Source organism: Bacillus sp. FSL K6-1012, assembly GCF_037964915.1.
GTDB lineage: Bacteria > Bacillota > Bacilli > Bacillales > Bacillaceae > Bacillus > Bacillus halotolerans.
The window spans coordinates 1,271,338-1,287,361 of the sequence record NZ_CP150175.1; the positions used below are offsets into that span (position 1 = coordinate 1,271,338).

Here is a 16,024-nt window from a genome sequence, read left to right on the forward strand (position 1 = left end):
AATATGAACATTAAGCTTAATGGTTGTCAACAGTCGACAACTTTTGATATGATAAGGATGTGAAATTGATCACAAACAAACATTACCCCTTTGTTTGACCGTGAAAAATTTCTCCCATCCCCTTTGTTGTCGTTAAGACATATGAAACCGCGCTTATCCCGGCGCGGTTTCTTTAGTGCTTTGAACAGAACATATGTTTGATTTTTGCGCAAAAAAACAGCCTCAAGCATATACACGCCTGCGGCTATTTTTCACATGATTGGTATTCATCAGAACTGCTTGTGAGGGACTGCCAAAACATTCCGTGCTTGGCCTCTACTTTGGCAACCTTTTTAGCAAACGCCAATTTTTTCATTTCCTTTTCTACCTCTTCAAGACTCAAATCATATACAAGAGCGATTTCCTTAGAGGCAACGAAACGGAAATATTCAATAAAACATTCCAGAGGCGGTGTTTCTGACGGCTTCGGCTCGTCGCCAAGCATCTCAAATAAGATTTCTTCATATACATGATATGAATAGCTGCCGGGGACTTTAAGTCCTTCGTCTTCATGCTGCGTATTAAAAAACGTCAGCGTCGGTGTGGCTGTAACATCCATCTCAGCCGCGATTTTCATGTCACATTGAAGCGCCTTTACCGCGCTTTGGGAGTGAAGGTCTTTTTGAAATTCCTCGAGATCTAGGCTTGTTTTTGACGCTATTTCCAAAAGCACGTTTTCATCCGTAATATTCTTCTTCGAAACGAACAGACTCTCTTGCATATTCCGAAGAAATTGCATACCGGCTCTTCTTCCTTGAAGTTCGGCTGCCTTAAATGCGAGAGCGGCCATATATGGAGAAGAGAGCGGCTGATCTTGCTCAAACCATACACTGCCGTCACACGGCATACCGGAACGGCTAGCGATCTTTTCCCAGGCTTCTGCCAGAAGATGCTTTTTGCGTTTCTTATTTAACGCTGTAAGGCTTGCGGATGCTATGATGCGTAAGGTAAAAAAACGTCCGTATCTGATTTTCATTTTTTTTATGACAGGCTCTAAGGACCAGCATTCGGGACATAAAGGGTCAACAAACATGTAGATTTCCAGCGGTTTTTTTGGATGGCCGTGGCAATGGGCGAAGTATTGCTCATGCTGATAGTTTGTCAATATGATCGATCCTCCGCTTCTGTTTGATTCACCATATGCCTTGCTGTCAACTCCAGCCGGCCAAACAAAAATTCACGAATATCGCCCTCTAGTCCTACATGGTCCATTGCGTCTTTCATACAGCTGAGCCACGCATCGGCCCTCTCGTTTGTAATTGGAAAGGGAAGATGTCTTGCCCTGAGCATGGGATGGCCGTGTTCCTCAGTATAAAGGGGAGGCCCGCCTAAATACTGTGTCAAAAATTGCTTCTGTTTCCTGGCCGTTTCTGTTAAATCGCTCGGAAATATGGGCTTAAGCAAAGGATGAAACGCGACACGCTCATAAAAAGTATCAACAAGTTGCGATAGAAGTTCTTCTCCAATCGCTTCATAAGGTGCGTTAAACGATTGTCCCATGTTGACTACTCCTTTAAATATGGCTAATAGGAATCATAATTCCTATTGCAAAAAGTTATTTTCTGTATTTATTTCAATTCATCTATGATTTATTTTAGCAACAAGGCATCATTTCTACAAACAAACTGCCTTTTATGTGCTTGAAGACAGGGTTCGGCTTTAGAGCCGGGTTTGTATTTCATATCATATCACATACAAATCATGAATGTGTAAGATTTCACTCCGCAAAAAAACCGGAGGGCAAGAGCCGCTCCGGTTACGCGTAATAGGTTGCTGTTATTTTTTTTACATAGTTTTGAGTTTCTCTGAAAGGCGGAATGCCTCCGTATCGATCAACGTTTCCCGGTCCGGCGTTATAAGCTGCTAACGCCATGGATACATTGCCATCATATTTATCCAGCATTTGTTTTAAATACTTCGTTCCGCCCTCAACGTTTTGTTGCGGATTAAGCGGATTGGAAACGCCAAGTGAGGTTGCTGTTGACGGCATCAGCTGCATTAAGCCCATTGCGCCTGCACCGCTGACGGCTTTTGCATTGAAGCCTGATTCCTGTTTGATGACAGCGCGGATTAATTTTTCATCGACTCCGTATTTGTCAGAGGCTTTTTTTATAGCGCTGTCGATTGAGAAATCACCCGAGCTGACGGTTTTATCCTCTTGTTTGTTTGAGGAGACATCAACAGCAGCTGTTTCAGTGCTTTCACTCGCTTTTGTCATTTGGGCGACATTGCCGTTTGAATAGGAGTTAAGCCCGTAAGCTGAAAGCAGTGACGGCGATGTCCCGTAAACGCTGTTCAGCTGGCTGAGCGGGCTTGAAGATGCTGCTGACGCTGTTGTTTGCTGGGACAGTCCATTTGTATATTGGCTGAGCAAGGAGCTGAAGCTTGAAAGCGGGCTTTCGGCACTCTGACTGCCCGTGCTGCTTGCATTTGATATAGACTGTAATGCCTGAAGCTGAAGGAGAGCCGCCCAATTCGTTACGTTCACTATGTCATTCCACCTTATATAGACTTTCGTTTTTCTTCATAAAAACGCTGAATTTTATTTTTGGTTTCGCGCAGAGGAATACTGAATTGCTGAAGCAGCTTTTCAAAGGCCAGCTTGCCTTCATGCCAGTCAGCCGCCTCAAATTCGATTTCATAATCCTCTTTATTTAAATATCGGCTGTGATCTAAAACTATTAAACCTTTTTCTGTTTCTTTTTCTGCACGATTTGTTGCTAAAGATCCAAAATAATGAATGGCGTCTGTATCGATGTGAAGCTTCTTCAGCTGGTCCTCGACAGGGCCTTTCGGAATCGTGAAACGTGTAAAGTCGGATACGCCGGAAAGTTTCTGGTGGGTTTCCAGAAGTCCAACTTCAGCCGGTTCTTTTAACGTCAGCACATACTCGCCATTTTTCTTGCGGATTCGAAGCGCCGCATGTTTTTGTTTCAGTGCGAAGCTGTTTGTATCAAAATAGTGATTCTCTTGATTTGTAAATTCTTTTTCTGTCAAGTGCAGTGCTGCAGCTATGTTTTCAAATTCATGTTTTGTCAGCAGATTTTTAAATTCAATTTCAATTTCTTGGCTCATGATTGTCTTCCTTTCAGCTCTGTAAATCTCATTTTTACTATTATCTCTTTAGATGTTAGGTTTATCAATATCGAGCTTGATATGATAAAATGAATCTGTACTTTGTTTATAAAGGAGAGCATTATGCAAAACAGAATCGAAATCTTAAATGCAACACTATCGGATGATGAGCTTCGCCTTACCTGTGAGACAGAAGGAATCGAAGCAGAGCGCAAGCCGTCAGGTCAAATGCTTGTTGATTCTGACAACATTGCTTTTGTATACATACTTGAATTAGCTGATTCTTTTGAATATGTCATGATAAAGGAACATATATGGCCTGAACTGAAGCAGGCCCATGATCAAAGAAAACCGATTGTTTTAGAGGCAGGGAAGGAAAGCATTGAGCTGTCAGGCCTCTATGAGGAGCTGGAGTATCTTTTAGAAAATATTAAAGATAATGCGAACTACGGAGAAGAAATGGAAGAAAAAGTGAAACGCGTATTTCTATAGAAACTGGTGCTGAATTGGGGGATGTATGATGGATGACAAGCAATGGGAGCGTTTTTTAGTGCCGTACCGCCAGGCTGTTGAAGAATTAAAAGTGAAGCTTAAGGGGATCCGCACGCTTTATGAATATGAGGATGACCATTCACCGATTGAGTTTGTGACAGGACGCGTCAAGCCTGTGGCGAGTATACTCGAAAAAGCCAGACGGAAAAGCATACCGTTACATGAAATTGAAACCATGCAGGATATCGCAGGCCTTAGGATCATGTGCCAATTTGTCGATGACATCCAATTTGTAAAGGAAATGCTGTTTGCCCGAAAAGATTTCACCGTTGTGGATCAGAGAGATTATATTGCAGAACATAAAGAGAGCGGGTATCGGTCATATCACCTTGTCGTAATGTATCCTTTGCAGACGATATCTGGAGAGAAACATGTTCTTGTTGAAATACAGATCCGTACGCTGGCGATGAATTTTTGGGCGACCATTGAGCATTCATTAAATTATAAATACAGCGGAAACATTCCTGAAAAAGTAAAACTGAGGCTTCAGCGCGCTTCTGAAGCGGCTTCACGGCTTGATGAAGAGATGTCGGAGATCAAGGGTGAAATACAGGAAGCTCAAGCTGCCTTTTCTAGAAAGAAAAAAGGAAGCGAGCATCAATAGGTAAAGGGGAAGAAAAAGCATGAAATTTGCCGTATCGTCAAAAGGAGATAATGTTTCTGATACGCTGAAAAGCAAAATACAGGCGTATTTATTGGATTTTGACATGGAACTGGATGAAAATGAACCGGAAATCGTCATTTCAGTCGGGGGCGACGGGACGCTTTTATACGCTTTTCACAGATACAGCGACAGGTTAGATAAAACGGCTTTTGTCGGCGTTCACACGGGTCATCTTGGGTTTTATGCGGACTGGGTTCCTCATGAAATTGAAAAACTCGTGCTCGCAATTGCCAAAACACCGTATCATACTGTGGAATATCCGCTCCTTGAAGTGATAGTGACCTATCATGAAAATGAGCGAGAGGAAAGATATTTGGCGTTAAATGAATGTACGATTAAAAGCATAGAAGGAAGCCTTGTGGCGGATGTGGAAATCAAAGGGCAGCTCTTTGAAACGTTCCGAGGCGACGGCCTTTGCCTGTCCACGCCTTCCGGGAGCACAGCCTATAATAAAGCGCTGGGCGGAGCAATTATCCACCCATCCATCAGAGCGATTCAGCTGGCGGAAATGGCATCTATCAATAACCGCGTATTCCGGACGGTCGGATCACCGCTCCTTCTCCCATCCCATCATGATTGCATGATTAAACCGAGAAACGAAGTTGACTTTCAAGTAACAATTGACCATTTAACCCTGCTTCATAAGGATGTAAAGTCCATCCGCTGCCAGGTTGCATCCGAAAATGTAAGATTTGCAAGATTCCGTCCGTTTCCGTTTTGGAAAAGAGTCCAGGATTCATTTATCGGAAAAGGTGAGTAGAAAGAGGACGTATCGTGGAGCAATTTATTATTGAAAAGAACATCACTTCCGCTGAAGACGGAATGACCTTAAAGGAATATGCGGGCGAGCTGGGGATTTCTAAACGTCTGCTGACCGACATCAAGTTTAGCGGAGGAGATCTTCTCATTAACGGTAAGCATGTGACTGTTAAATACGTATTGAGAGAGGGAGACCTTCTTGTTGTAAAGTTTCCTGAGGAACAGGTGAGCGAGACGCTTTTGGCCGAGCCAGTTCTGCTCGATATTCTGTATGAGGATGAACACGTGCTTGTGATAAACAAACAGCCGTATGTGTCATCTATTCCGTCGCGAGAGCACCCGGCGGGAAGCATAGCAAATGGCATCATCCATCACTACCAAAAAAACGGAGTGCGGGCCACGGTGCATCTTGTCACCCGGCTAGACCGGGACACGTCTGGTGTCATGCTGATTGCCAAACATCGCTTTGCCCACTCCATTTTATCGTCGGCGCAAAAAAACGGTCTTGTGAAACGCAGATATGTTGCGGTTGTGCATGGACGTATGACAGAGACAGAGGGAAAGATAGACGCCCCGATTGACAGACATCCTGACAGTATCATTGAACGGATGGTGACACCGGGCGGTCAGAAGGCTGTTACTCACTTTCGTGTCACACGTATAACAGATGACTTAACCTCGGTGGCATTGCAGCTTGAGACAGGGCGGACCCACCAGATTCGCGTCCATATGAGCTATCTCGGACACCCGCTGTGCGGCGATACGTTGTACGGCGGAACGAGACAAAAGATTGACAGGCAGGCGCTGCACAGTGAGCAGCTGTCGTTTATCCACCCGCTGACGCAGGAGAAAATGACGTTTCATGCGGCTCTGCCGCACGATATGCAAGAATTAGTTAAAGGAGAGAATCATTAAAACGATTCTCTCCTTTTTTATATGGGGCGAAATCTAGATTCGTCATAGGGCATAGAGCTTGGAACGGAGACTGTCTCCAGTTCGGGAAAACGCAAGGCCGTCAGTTCATTCCCAAACACACAGCCTGTATCAATGTTAATGGTGCGATTTATGATGCGGGGCTCTTTAACAGGTGTGTGTCCGTATACAACCCATGCTTTCCCGTTATAGGCGGCGGCCCAATCCCTCCTGACGGGTCTGCCGTCCGGATACGTTTCACCCGTCACATCGCCGTAAAGTACAAAGTCCTTTACTCTCCTTGTGTTTTTGCCGATATCGTCAGCCTTTATGCCAGCATGGGCGACAACCAATTCCCCATTATGTAAAATGTCGTAAAGCGGCGCAGTTTCATACAGCTTCATAAATTGTTCGCTGACTTTTCTTCTTTCTTCTTCAGAAAGTGCTTTAAGCTCTGCCGCAGTTGTTTCAAGACCGTGCATCACTTTAACGGGATTTCCTTTTAAGTAGCGGTACAGCTTATTGCAATGATTTCCCGGGACATAACGCACTGCTCCTTGTTCATAAGCGCCGGCTACAAAGCGGATGACTTCAATTGATTTAGGGCCTCGGTCTGTCAAATCCCCGGCAAAAACAAGCATCCTGCCTTCATCATGTACAGGCAATCCATTTTTTATTGTGTATCCAAGTTTTTCTATCAGGGCTGTCATTTCATCGTAGCAGCCATGAATATCGCTGATAATATCGTAGTAAGCCAATGCAGCATCCTCCTTACTCATGATTTTATTTATTATGAAGCAAATTGCTGTGAGTCATCACCAGCTTTTATGTGCAAATTATAGAAGAATCATTTTCTAAAAAAAATGAGACCTTATTACTTTATTTTTCATCATCACCCTTGTTAAAATCGCGTTATGTTTTTTTAAAAGGAGGTTCAGATTATGGCGCATACATCTGTCGCATCATTAGTTGTCGTACTTATCGTTGCATTTTTAACTCCCATCCTTTTGCATCGGTTTAAACTCAGCATCCCTGTTGTAGTTGCTGAAATTATTATGGGATTGATTATAGGAAAAAGCGGTCTTAATTTAGTTGTGGAGGGTGATACTTGGCTTCAGACGCTCTCTATGCTGGGATTTATCTTTTTAATGTTTTTAAGCGGGCTTGAAATTGATTTTTCATCCTTTGAGAGAGGAAAGAAAAAACAGTTTCTGCAAAACGGCAAGGAAGCACCCAATACATTTGCCACAGCATCCATTATTTTTATCGGTATTTTTATTTTATCATTGCTGCTGTCCTATGGGTTCGTCTTGGCCGGATTTATCCAAAATGCTTTTTTAATGACGCTTATTATTTCTACGATTTCGTTAGGTGTTGTTGTTCCAACCTTAAAGGAAGAAAGGATCATGGATTCAAACATCGGGCAGATCATCCTGCTTGTTGCTGTGATTGCTGACTTGGTCACTATGATTCTTCTTGCTGTATTTTCTTCTCTATACGGAGAGGACAGCGGAAACATGTGGCTCTTGATGATCCTGTTCGCAGCCGGAGTAGTGCTTTACTTCTTCGGCCGGGTCTTCAAACACCGTTCTTTTGTTCAATCCATGTCAAAAGGGACGATCCAGATCGGGACTCGTGCTATTTTCACCTTAATTATCGTACTGGTGGCTCTGTCTGAATCACTGGGGGCAGAAAATATTCTCGGCGCTTTCTTAGCGGGCGTGCTTGTTTCCCTGCTCTCGCCGAACAAGGAACTGGTTCAGCAGCTTGATTCCTTCGGCTACGGGTTCTTAATACCGATTTTCTTTGTGATGGTCGGTGTAAAATTGGATATTTGGACACTTTTTCAGGACCCGAAAATTTTAGTGATGATTCCGCTGTTGCTTATGGCGCTGTTAGTAAGCAAAATTCTTCCTGTCCTGTACTTGAAGAAATGGTATGATAACCGCACAATATTGGCGTCTGGTTTCCTGCTGACATCAACGCTTTCTCTTGTGATTGCCGCTGCGACAATCGGCCAGCAGCTTCATGTCATCAGCGCGAATATGTCAGGAGCGCTTACGCTGGTGGCGGTTATTGCAAGTATTTTTACGCCGGTCGGTTTTAAAAAGCTGTACAAAAAACAGGAGCAGCCGGAGGAGAAAAAGAAGATCACATTTATCGGCGCTAATCAAATGACACTGCCTGTGACACTTGAATTGCCTGAGAGCGAGTATAAAGTGCGTGTCGTGCACGTTTATCAAGAAAACGCTGAGGAAAAGCTGTCAGACTCAGTATTTTCCGTCGAAACGATTTCTGATTATGAGCATCAAACCCTTGAATCACTCGGTATATTTGATACAGAAATCCTTGTGGTGGCGACAGGGGATGAAGACATGAATACGGACATCGCATTATACGCCAAAGAAAAAGGAACAGAAAGAGTCATTGCCAGCACCGGATCACCGGAGAACGAAGCGAAATTGAAAGAGCAGGGCATCAGCATCTTTTCCATCTTGCTGTCGACCAAAACGCTGCTTCGCGCGCTGATAGAAGCGCCTGGCGTCATGAAACTGCTCACGAACCAGGAGTCCTCGCTGTATCAAATTAATATGGAAAACAGCAAATACGATGGCGTGATTCTCCGTGAATTCCCTTTAACAGGCGACGTGATTTTTGTCAGGATTTTCCGAGGTGTCGACAGCATCGTTCCTCACGGCGATACAAGGCTGAAAATCGGAGACCGCTTAATTGTCACCGGATCACGCGGGTACGTAACGGATCTTAAGAAAACATTGGAAGGATAATATCTTGACCAAATAAGGATTCGTGTTAATATAGAGGTGCAGAACAATTCAATATGTATTCGTAAAACCACTAGGGGTGTCCTTTATAAGGGCTGAGATAAAAGTGTGACTTTTAGACCCTCATAACTTGAACAGGTTCAGACCTGCGTAGGGAAGTGGAGCGGTATTTGTGTTATACAACTATGCCAATTCCAAACCACTTTTCCTTGCGGGAAAGTGGTTTTTTTATTATCAGACAGGGGGAATGACGTGTGAAGTTTTCAGAAGAATGCCGCAGTGCAGCCGCAGAATGGTGGGAAGGCAGCTTTGTCCATCCATTTGTTCAGGGGATCGGTGACGGAACTCTCCCGATCGACCGCTTTAAATATTACGTGCTTCAGGATTCTTACTATTTAACTCATTTTGCAAAGGTGCAATCGTTCGGTGCCGCTTATGCAACGGATCTTTATACAACAGGACGCATGGCCAGCCATGCTCAAGGTACATATGAAGCGGAGATGGCGCTTCATCGCGAGTTTACGGAGCTTTTGGAAATCAGTGAGGAAGAACGGAAGTCATTTAAGCCATCTCCTACCGCTTACTCCTATACATCCCATATGTACCGTTCGGTTTTGAGCGGGAATTTTGCAGAAATCTTGGCAGCTCTTCTCCCGTGCTATTGGCTTTATTATGAGGTTGGTGAGAAATTGCTGACATGTGATCCGGGGCATCCGATCTATCAGAAGTGGATTGGTACCTACGGCGGTGACTGGTTCAGACAGCAGGTGGAAGAACAAATTAACCGTTTGGATGAGCTGGCGGAAAACAGCACCGAGGAAGTGCGTGCCAAGATGAAAGAGAATTTTGTTATTTCCAGCTATTATGAATATCAGTTCTGGGGAATGGCTTATCGAAAAGAAGGCTGGTCAGACAGCGGCGTAAAAGAGGTGGAAGGGCTTGGAGCTGCACGCCATAACTGATGACCGCAAGCCGGTTGAAGATCTAGCGAGATCAATTATAGCCATTCAGGATGAGGTTGATTTCATCCATATTCGTGAACGGTCTAAATCGGCGGCTGACATTTTGAAACTGCTGGAGCTTATTTCTGAAGGCGGTGTTGATAAGCAAAAGCTGGTGATGAATGGCCGGGTTGATATTGCGCTTTTTTCAAATATTCATCGCGTTCAGCTGCCGAGCAGCAGCTTTTCGCCGAAACAAGTAAGAGCGAGATTTCCTCACCTGCACATTGGGCGATCGGTGCATTCACTTGAGGAAGCGCTTCAGGCAGAAAAGGAAGACGCTGATTATGTTTTGTTCGGCCATGTGTTTGAAACGGATTGCAAACAAGGACTTGAGGGCAGAGGCGTGTCTTTGCTTTCAGAAATCAAACAGAGGATCTCGATTCCGGTTATTGCAATTGGCGGAATGACACCTGCCAGATTAAGAGAAATGAAACAAGCAGGTTCAGACGGTATCGCTGTCATGTCCGGAATTTTTTCTTCCGATGATCCTTTGGAAGCTGCCAGACGATATTCCCGCAAGCTAAAGGAGATTCAGTATGAAAAGGCATTATGATGCAGTTGTCATTGGAGGCGGAATTATTGGTTCTGCGATAGCTTATCAGTTGGCAAAAGAAAAGAAAAACACCGCATTGCTTGAAAGCGGAACAATCGGCAGCAGAACAACAAGCGCCGCGGCAGGGATGCTTGGCGCCCATGCTGAGTGCGAGGAGCGGGATGCGTTTTTTGATTTCGCCATGCACAGTCAGCGTTTGTATCAGGGTCTTGGAGAGGAGCTACTTGCCTTATCCGGCATTGATATCAGAAGGCATGAAGGCGGTATGTTTAAGCTTGCATTCTCCGAAGAAGACGTGTCCCGCTTGAGACGAATGGACGATTTGGATTCTGTCAGCTGGCATACAAAAGAAGAAGTGCTGGAAAAAGAGCCGTATACGGCCGGAGAGATTTACGGGGCGAGCTTTATTCAGGACGATGTTCATGTTGAGCCTTATTTTGTGTGCAAGGCATACGCTAAATCGGCTAAAGCGCTTGGTACGGATATTTTTGAGCATACTCCCGTTCTTGATGTGACACTTGGCGGTGAATCCATTTTGATCAAAACGGGTTCCGGTGACGTGCATGCGGACCATGTCGTGGTTGCCAGCGGGGTCTGGAGCGGGATGTTTTTTAAACAGCTCGGGTTGAACCAGTCATTTTTTCCTGTAAAAGGAGAGTGCCTGTCTGTTTGGAATGATGATATTCCGCTGACAAAAACACTTTATCATGATCATTGCTATATCGTACCGAGAAAAAGCGGCAGACTGGTTGTCGGCGCGACGATGAAGCCTGGTGATTGGAGCGATAAGCCGGATCTTGGCGGACTTCAGTCGGTTATGGAAAAAGCGAAAACGATGCTGCCGGCGATTCAGAATATGAAGGTTGATCGTTTTTGGGCGGGACTGCGTCCGGGGACAAAGGACGGAAAACCATACATTGGCAGACACCCTGAGGACAGCCGCATTTTATTTGCGGCGGGCCATTTCAGAAACGGGATTCTGCTTGCTCCTGCAACGGGTGCTTTAATCGGTGATCTCATTATGAATAAAGAGGTCAAGGCAGACTGGCTGCACGCCTTTCGAATTGATCGCAAGGAGGCGGTTCAGATATGATGCTTCAGCTGAACGGTAAACAAGTTGAGTGGGATAGAGACACAGGTACGATTCAGGATTTGCTTGCGTCTTATCAGCTTGAAAATAAAATCGTGATCGTTGAAAGAAATAAAGAAATTATCGGTAAAGAACAATATCACGAGGTAGAGCTTTCTGATCGTGATGTCATCGAAATTGTCCATTTTGTAGGAGGCGGATGAGAATGTTAACAATTGGCGGGAAACAATTTCAATCAAGGTTGCTGCTGGGCACGGGAAAATATCCATCGTTTGACATTCAAAAGGAAGCGGTGGCTGTTTCAGAGTCTGATATTTTAACATTTGCTGTGCGGAGAATGAATATCTTTGAAGCGTCTCAGCCTAATTTTCTGGAGCAGCTTGATTTATCAAAATATACGCTTCTGCCAAATACAGCAGGCGCCAGCACAGCGGAAGAAGCAGTTCGAATTGCACGGCTTGCGAAGGCATCCGGGCTTTGTGACATGATTAAAGTCGAAGTCATCGGGTGCAGCCGCTCCTTGCTGCCCGATCCTGTGGAAACGTTAAAAGCGTCTGAACAGCTTCTTGAAGAAGGGTTCATTGTGCTGCCGTACACCTCGGATGATGTGGTGCTGGCGAGAAAGCTTGAAGAGCTTGGTGTTCATGCCATTATGCCGGGGGCTTCTCCGATTGGATCGGGGCAGGGAATTTTAAATCCTCTGAATCTGTCATTTATCATTGAACAGGCGAAAGTGCCGGTCATCGTGGATGCCGGAATCGGATCGCCAAAAGATGCGGCATATGCAATGGAGCTTGGAGCGGACGGCGTACTGCTGAATACGGCCGTATCAGGTGCGAACGATCCGGTGAAAATGGCACACGCCATGAAGCTCGCGGTAGAAGCAGGACGTCTATCTTATGAAGCAGGCCGCATTCCAGCCAAGTCATATGGGACGGCTAGCAGTCCGGGAGAAGGTCTTCCTGTATGACGGACAGGTATTCCAGACAGGAGCTGTTTGCTCCAATCGGCCGCGAAGGCCAGAAGAAACTGAGAGAGGCGCTCGTTGTGATCATCGGCGCCGGCGCACTGGGAACAGCCAGCGCAGAGATGCTGGTGAGAGCGGGAGTCGGATCGGTGAAAATCGCTGATAGAGATTACGTCGAATGGAGCAATCTGCAGCGCCAGCAGCTTTACACAGAAAATGATGTCAAAAAGGAACTGCCGAAAGCAGCAGCAGCTGAGCAGCGTCTTCGTTCCATTAACAGTGACGTGGATGTGACCGGACTTGTCATGGATGTCACAGCAGAAAACGTATCCGAGCTGATTCGCGGCGCATCAATCATTGTAGATGCCGCCGATAATTTTGAAACCCGGCTCATTGTTAACGATGCTGCGGTGAAAGAAGGCATTCCGTTTCTTTACGGCGCTTGTGTGGGGAGCTACGGTCTTACGTTTACTGTATTGCCGGGAGTAACACCCTGCCTTCATTGTTTACTCGATACTCTTCCGATTGGCGGTGCGACATGCGACACAGCCGGCATTATCAGCCCGGCTGTTCTGCAGGTTGCTGTCCTTCAGGTGACAGACGCCCTGAAACTGCTGACGGGAGAGGAATGCGAGCCCGTGCTGCGCTCCTTTGACCTGTGGAACAATGAGCGGTCAGAGGTAAGAGCAGCGGGACTTAAAGATGACTCGTGTCCAAGCTGCGGCACAAAGGATTTTCCGTTTTTATCATACGAAAATCAAACGAAAGCAGCAGTATTGTGCGGCAGAAACACGGTGCAAATCAGATCCTCTTTCACAAAAGAAGCAGATCTTGACGTGTTGGCGGGGCAGCTGAGGCAGGCGGGGCTGGAAATAGCAGCGAATCCGTATTTAATTTCCTGCCGCTCGGATGACATGAAAATGGTGCTGTTTAGGGACGGCAGAGCATTGATCCATGGAACAAATGATATTGCCAGGGCAAAATCCATCTATCATAAATGGATCGGGTAATAAAAGGAGTGTAGTTTGATGAGTATATATAAAGCTTTGACGATCGCCGGCTCTGACTCAGGCGGCGGCGCGGGGATACAGGCAGATATTAAAACCTTTCAGGAGCTTGGTGTATTCGGAATGTCTGCCATCACGGCGGTCACTGCTCAAAATACACTTGGCGTCCACGGCGTGTACCCGCTGACTGCAGAGGCATTGAGAGAGCAAATTGACGCTGTGGCGGAGGATTTGAGACCGGACGCCGTAAAAACAGGAATGCTTTGGAATGCGGAAATGATTGAAGAAGTGGCAAGGAAAATTGATCAATACGAATTAAGCCGGGTGATCGTTGATCCGGTTATGATCGCGAAGGGCGGGGCGTCCTTGCTTCGCGATGAATCAATCGCTACGCTGAAGGAGCTGCTGATTCCAAGAAGCTATGCGATCACTCCGAATGTGCCGGAAGCAGAAGCGCTGACGGGTATGGCGATCCGTTCGCTTGATGACCGGAAGAAAGCTGCGGAACAGCTGGTGAAGATGGGTGCGCAGCATGTGATTATCAAAGGCGGGCACCAGCCTGAGGACAATCACATTACTGACCTTCTTTTTGATGGAAACATGTTTATGCAAATCAGCCATCCTTATATCGATACGAAGCATACGCATGGCACAGGCTGCACCTTTGCTGCGGCTTTAACAGCCCAAACCGCTAAAGGAGACAGCATCCATCAGGCATTCGAGGTTGCTGCCAACTTTGTCCGCGAAGCTGTGGGAAATACGCTCGGCATCGGATCGGGCCACGGACCGACAAATCATTTCGCTTTTAAACGAAACAGTATAAAAATAAACCGATGAGACCACCTGCTTATGGTGGTCTCTTTCATGTTTGACTTTGGTATGCGCTTTTCATCTGGACAAGGTTATGATATGATAGGTATTAAGATCAGGTACTAATACTATGTCTTTAACAAATATAGGAGGCTTTATACATATGAATTTTTCACTTGAAGGCCGCAACATTGTTGTTATGGGAGTAGCCAACAAACGCAGTATCGCTTGGGGAATTGCGCGCTCTTTACATGAAGCGGGCGCACGATTGATTTTCACATATGCAGGTGAACGCCTGGAGAAATCTGTTCATGAACTCGCTGGAACTTTGGAGCGGAACGATTCCATTATCCTTCCTTGCGACGTGACAAACGACGCGGAAATCGAAACTTGTTTCGCAAGCATTAAGGAGCAGGTCGGTGTGATTCACGGTATCGCGCATTGTATCGCGTTTGCCAACAAAGAAGAGCTTGTCGGCGAATACTTAAACACAAATCGTGAGGGCTTCCTTCTAGCTCACAACATCAGCTCATACTCACTGACTGCTGTCGCAAAAGCGGCGCGTCCGATGATGACTGAAGGCGGAAGCATCGTAACGCTGACTTACCTTGGCGGAGAGCTCGTTATGCCGAACTACAACGTGATGGGTGTAGCGAAAGCTTCTCTTGACGCAAGTGTGAAGTACTTAGCAGCTGACTTAGGAAAAGAAAATATCCGTGTTAACAGCATTTCTGCCGGTCCAATCAGAACATTGTCTGCTAAAGGCATCAGTGACTTTAACTCCATCTTAAAAGACATCGAAGAGCGTGCGCCGCTACGCCGCACGACTACACCTGAAGAGGTGGGAGATACAGCTGCATTTTTATTTAGCGATATGTCCCGAGGCATCACAGGTGAAAATCTTCATGTTGATTCAGGTTTCCATATCACTGCCCGCTAAGCAGATTCACCAACAAGCAGTCCCTAATAGGGATTGCTTTTTTATTTCTTCTGATTTTCAGCATTCTGTCATATAGATAGAATATGACAGAATCGGAGGGATGAAGATGTCTAATAAGAAAAGAAACGCGGATAAAAAACCGCTCATGTATATTGTTCAGCCGGATTATATGGAAACACGCTCGTCCATGCAGGAGATCGTCATTAAAAGAAAAGCCAAACCGGCTCCGACAAAAGCAGAGGAACAGCCGGTTTATCATGAAAAAGAGCGGGAAGACATTCAGGTAAAAGGTGCAATTGAAACAGAGGAAAAAGAGCGGGAAGACATTCAGGCAAAAGATGCTCAGCAAACAGAGAAAAAACAGGCAGAGGAACAAGTGAGTCAGCAAAAACAAGAGGCGAGAGAGCCGGAGAACCAGAAAAAGCAGCAGGAACCGTTAGAAGAGCCGCAGGCAATTGAAGACACCGCCAAACAGCAACCTCAGGAAGCGGAAAAAAAGGAAGAGCCTGCACCTGAAGCCCGTAAGCCTGAAAAGGAACCGGAGGCCGTGCATAATGCAGCTAAAGCTGAAGAAAAGACACCGCCGGCCAGAAAAGTGAAAAAACCGATGAGCAAGATGTCCATCCATGAAAAAATCGACTTTTTAACAAAACTGCCGCATAACATGCCGAGAGCGCTTTGTCTGATCGAAGCCAATGGGAAAACGTACAGAGGCGTGATTGTCGGAAGAAGAAATGATTCCGTTCTGCTTCGGACGACCGGAAACGGCGCTCCGACTGAGCTGGCGATCGATGATATCACATCTCTGCACCCGTTAGGTTTTTAATGAAAGCAAAAAGCTGCCCGGCAGTTCGTTCCGGCAGCTTTTT

The 16,024-nt window shown here is 45.8% G+C and carries 19 protein-coding genes and 1 riboswitch; of the genes, 14 read left to right on the forward strand and 5 right to left on the reverse strand.

Translation table 11 applies throughout. The features are described from left to right. Positions 1-244 precede the first annotated feature (244 nt). The 4 genes from spxH to NSS75_RS06540 form a co-directional block, all read right to left on the reverse strand. Positions 245-1,144 (reverse strand): protease adaptor protein SpxH, encoded by a 900-nt coding sequence (spxH, locus tag NSS75_RS06525; protein ID WP_024120926.1) that lies wholly within the window; start codon positions 1,142-1,144, stop codon positions 245-247. Further along, entirely contained in the window at positions 1,141-1,539 is a 399-nt protein-coding gene (locus NSS75_RS06530; RefSeq protein WP_339236611.1) for a thiol management oxidoreductase, read from the reverse strand. The genes spxH and NSS75_RS06530 overlap by 4 nt, the downstream gene beginning before the upstream one ends. A gap of 256 nt (positions 1,540-1,795) precedes the next feature. Next, positions 1,796-2,527 carry a lytic transglycosylase domain-containing protein gene (locus tag NSS75_RS06535; RefSeq protein ID WP_255238335.1) on the reverse strand — a complete coding sequence of 244 codons (732 nt, stop codon included), beginning with the start codon at positions 2,525-2,527 and terminating at the stop codon, positions 1,796-1,798. 14 nt (positions 2,528-2,541) lie between these two features. Beyond that, a complete protein-coding gene (locus NSS75_RS06540; protein WP_024120928.1) occupies positions 2,542-3,114 on the reverse strand; it encodes a CYTH domain-containing protein in 573 nt (190 codons plus the stop codon). A gap of 123 nt (positions 3,115-3,237) precedes the next feature. On the opposite strand from NSS75_RS06540, the gene NSS75_RS06545 reads away from it, so the two are divergent. Genes NSS75_RS06545 through NSS75_RS06560 form a run of 4 tightly spaced genes read left to right on the forward strand, consistent with a single transcriptional unit; the run spans position 3,238 to position 6,004 of the window. Continuing rightward, entirely contained in the window at positions 3,238-3,606 is a 369-nt protein-coding gene (locus NSS75_RS06545; protein WP_095713617.1) for a hypothetical protein, read from the forward strand. A gap of 28 nt (positions 3,607-3,634) precedes the next feature. After that, positions 3,635-4,270, forward strand: a complete 636-nt coding sequence (gene yjbM / locus NSS75_RS06550) for a GTP diphosphokinase (RefSeq protein ID WP_024120930.1) — start codon at positions 3,635-3,637, stop codon at positions 4,268-4,270. 19 nt (positions 4,271-4,289) lie between these two features. Beyond that, positions 4,290-5,090 carry an NAD kinase gene (locus NSS75_RS06555; protein ID WP_010333761.1) on the forward strand — a complete coding sequence of 267 codons (801 nt, stop codon included), beginning with the start codon at positions 4,290-4,292 and terminating at the stop codon, positions 5,088-5,090. Between the two features lie 14 nt (positions 5,091-5,104). Continuing rightward, on the forward strand, positions 5,105-6,004 hold the full coding sequence (locus NSS75_RS06560; RefSeq protein WP_185848077.1) for an RluA family pseudouridine synthase: 900 nt from the start codon (positions 5,105-5,107) through the stop codon (positions 6,002-6,004). A 17-nt stretch (positions 6,005-6,021) separates the two neighbouring features. Here the strand turns inward: NSS75_RS06560 and prpE are convergent, their stop codons facing one another. Beyond that, positions 6,022-6,759, reverse strand: coding sequence for a bis(5'-nucleosyl)-tetraphosphatase PrpE (gene prpE, locus NSS75_RS06565; protein WP_024120932.1), 738 nt, complete (start codon positions 6,757-6,759; stop codon positions 6,022-6,024). Between the two features lie 183 nt (positions 6,760-6,942). On the opposite strand from prpE, the gene NSS75_RS06570 reads away from it, so the two are divergent. From NSS75_RS06570 to cotO, 10 genes are all read left to right on the forward strand, one after another. Beyond that, positions 6,943-8,787: a monovalent cation:proton antiporter family protein gene (locus NSS75_RS06570; RefSeq protein ID WP_095713615.1), complete on the forward strand. Its 1,845-nt coding sequence runs from the start codon at positions 6,943-6,945 to the stop codon at positions 8,785-8,787. Positions 8,788-8,849: 62 nt separating this feature from the next. Further along, positions 8,850-8,958, forward strand: a riboswitch (TPP riboswitch). An 80-nt stretch (positions 8,959-9,038) separates the two neighbouring features. Then, a complete protein-coding gene (gene tenA, locus NSS75_RS06575; RefSeq protein WP_024120934.1) occupies positions 9,039-9,746 on the forward strand; it encodes a thiaminase II in 708 nt (235 codons plus the stop codon). Beyond that, the gene (gene tenI / locus NSS75_RS06580; RefSeq protein ID WP_198097489.1) at positions 9,724-10,341 is read left to right on the forward strand and encodes a thiazole tautomerase TenI; all 618 of its coding nucleotides are present in this window, start codon (positions 9,724-9,726) and stop codon (positions 10,339-10,341) included. Before tenA ends, tenI begins: the two co-directional genes overlap by 23 nt. Next, positions 10,325-11,434 (forward strand): glycine oxidase ThiO, encoded by a 1,110-nt coding sequence (gene thiO, locus NSS75_RS06585; RefSeq protein WP_268543221.1) that lies wholly within the window; start codon positions 10,325-10,327, stop codon positions 11,432-11,434. The genes tenI and thiO overlap by 17 nt, the downstream gene beginning before the upstream one ends. After that, the gene (thiS, locus tag NSS75_RS06590) at positions 11,434-11,634 is read left to right on the forward strand and encodes a sulfur carrier protein ThiS (protein ID WP_081638285.1); all 201 of its coding nucleotides are present in this window, start codon (positions 11,434-11,436) and stop codon (positions 11,632-11,634) included. Before thiO ends, thiS begins: the two co-directional genes overlap by 1 nt. After that, entirely contained in the window at positions 11,631-12,401 is a 771-nt protein-coding gene (gene thiG, locus NSS75_RS06595; RefSeq protein ID WP_081638278.1) for a thiazole synthase, read from the forward strand. The genes thiS and thiG overlap by 4 nt, the downstream gene beginning before the upstream one ends. Beyond that, positions 12,398-13,408, forward strand: coding sequence for a thiazole biosynthesis adenylyltransferase ThiF (gene thiF / locus NSS75_RS06600; protein WP_024120939.1), 1,011 nt, complete (start codon positions 12,398-12,400; stop codon positions 13,406-13,408). Before thiG ends, thiF begins: the two co-directional genes overlap by 4 nt. Before the next feature lie 18 nt (positions 13,409-13,426). Further along, entirely contained in the window at positions 13,427-14,242 is an 816-nt protein-coding gene (gene thiD / locus NSS75_RS06605; protein ID WP_101860798.1) for a bifunctional hydroxymethylpyrimidine kinase/phosphomethylpyrimidine kinase, read from the forward strand. A 136-nt stretch (positions 14,243-14,378) separates the two neighbouring features. Next, on the forward strand, positions 14,379-15,155 hold the full coding sequence (gene fabI / locus NSS75_RS06610) for an enoyl-ACP reductase FabI (protein ID WP_024120941.1): 777 nt from the start codon (positions 14,379-14,381) through the stop codon (positions 15,153-15,155). Positions 15,156-15,255: 100 nt separating this feature from the next. Beyond that, positions 15,256-15,981, forward strand: a complete 726-nt coding sequence (gene cotO, locus NSS75_RS06615) for a spore coat protein CotO (RefSeq protein WP_081638279.1) — start codon at positions 15,256-15,258, stop codon at positions 15,979-15,981. The last annotated feature ends 43 nt before the right edge of the window (positions 15,982-16,024 follow it).